Origin of the sequence: Ferruginivarius sediminum (assembly GCF_003344765.1) — a bacterium.
Lineage (GTDB): Bacteria > Pseudomonadota > Alphaproteobacteria > Kiloniellales > Rhodovibrionaceae > Ferruginivarius > Ferruginivarius sediminum.
This window is the reverse complement of sequence record NZ_QPMH01000059.1, coordinates 1-1,108: the sequence shown is the minus strand read 5'-3', so window position 1 is coordinate 1,108 and position 1,108 is coordinate 1. Positions and strand designations below refer to the sequence as shown.

The 1,108-nt window shown below is 70.3% G+C and carries 2 protein-coding genes and 1 pseudogene; 2 read left to right on the top strand and 1 reads right to left on the bottom strand.

What is annotated here, in order from left to right; all coding sequences use genetic code 11:
* Positions 1 to 118: pseudogene (locus DRB17_RS19800) on the top strand (IS66 family transposase zinc-finger binding domain-containing protein); the annotation flags it as partial.
* The gene (locus DRB17_RS21050) at positions 116 to 193 is read left to right on the top strand and encodes a transposase domain-containing protein (RefSeq protein ID WP_421779260.1); all 78 of its coding nucleotides are present in this window, start codon (positions 116 to 118) and stop codon (positions 191 to 193) included. The pseudogene DRB17_RS19800 and the gene DRB17_RS21050, both read left to right, overlap by 3 nt.
* A 43-nt stretch (positions 194 to 236) precedes the next feature.
* Here the strand turns inward: DRB17_RS21050 and tnpC are convergent.
* A partial coding sequence (gene tnpC, locus DRB17_RS19795) for an IS66 family transposase (RefSeq protein ID WP_114583950.1) occupies positions 237 to 1,108 on the bottom strand: 872 nt, incomplete at its 5' end.

Below are 1,108 nucleotides of genomic sequence, written 5' to 3'. Positions count from 1 at the left end.
CACGCCGCGCGAGCGCGTCGTTCTCGATCCGGGCGACAGCTGTCCCGACTGCGGCGGCCCGCTGCGCTTGGTGGGCGAAGACAGCGCCGAGATCCTGGAACTGGTCGCGGCGAAGATGAACGGCATCGACCCGCAAGCCTGGCTCGCCGACATGCTCGCCCGCAACGCCCATCACGAAAGCCGAATAGATTGACGCAGACTGCCCTGGACTGTAAGCATCCGGTGAGCGCCGCTGCTCAGGCGGCTTGACTTTGCTCTGCGGCCGGCGACCAGTTCCATGGCAGGAGCTCGGGGAGCTGGCGCTGCGGCAGGTCGGCGATGCGGGCGAGGACGTCGGCGAGCCAGGCTTGCGGGTCGATGCCGTTCATCTTCGCCGTGACGATCAGCGTGTAGATGACGGCGGCTCGATGGCCGCCGCGGTCGGAGCCCGCGAACAGCCATGAGCGGCGCCCCAGGGCCAAACCGCGCAACGCGCGCTCGGCGGCGTTGTTCGTCAGGCAGATCCTGCCGTCGTCGAGAAACGCGATGAACCCGGCCCAGCGCTTGAGCATGTAGTCCATCGCCTTGGCGAGAGGGGCGTGGCGCGACAGTTCCGCCCGGTGCGCGCGCATCCAGGCTTGCAGGTCGTCGACAAGCGGTCGAACTGTCTCCCGGCGCACGCGGTGGCGCTCGTCCGGCGGCCGCCCGTTGATGTCCCGTTCGAGGTCGAACACCGCGTCGATGCGCTTGACGGCCTCGAGTGCCAGCGGGGAGAGCGGCGGCGCGCGCTTGCCGCGCCGGGCGCTCTTCGCGATGTCGGCCAGTTCGTAGAACTTGCGCCGGGCGTGTGCCCAGCAGAACGCCGGCCGGATCGCGCCTGTTGGGTGCTCGGCCTCGTAGAGCTGGTTGTAGCCGCTGTAGGCGTCCGCCTGCAGGATGCCGGCGAACCCGTCGAGATGCTCGATCGGATGCTCGCCCCGGCGGTCCCGGGAATACTTGAACAGCGCGGCCGGCCGGTCGCCGCCGAACGGCGCGTCGTCGCGCACGTAGACCCAGGCCCGGCCGGTCACCGTCTTGCCCCTGGCCAGCACGGGGACGGTGGTGTCGTCGCCGTGCAGCCGCTCGGCGG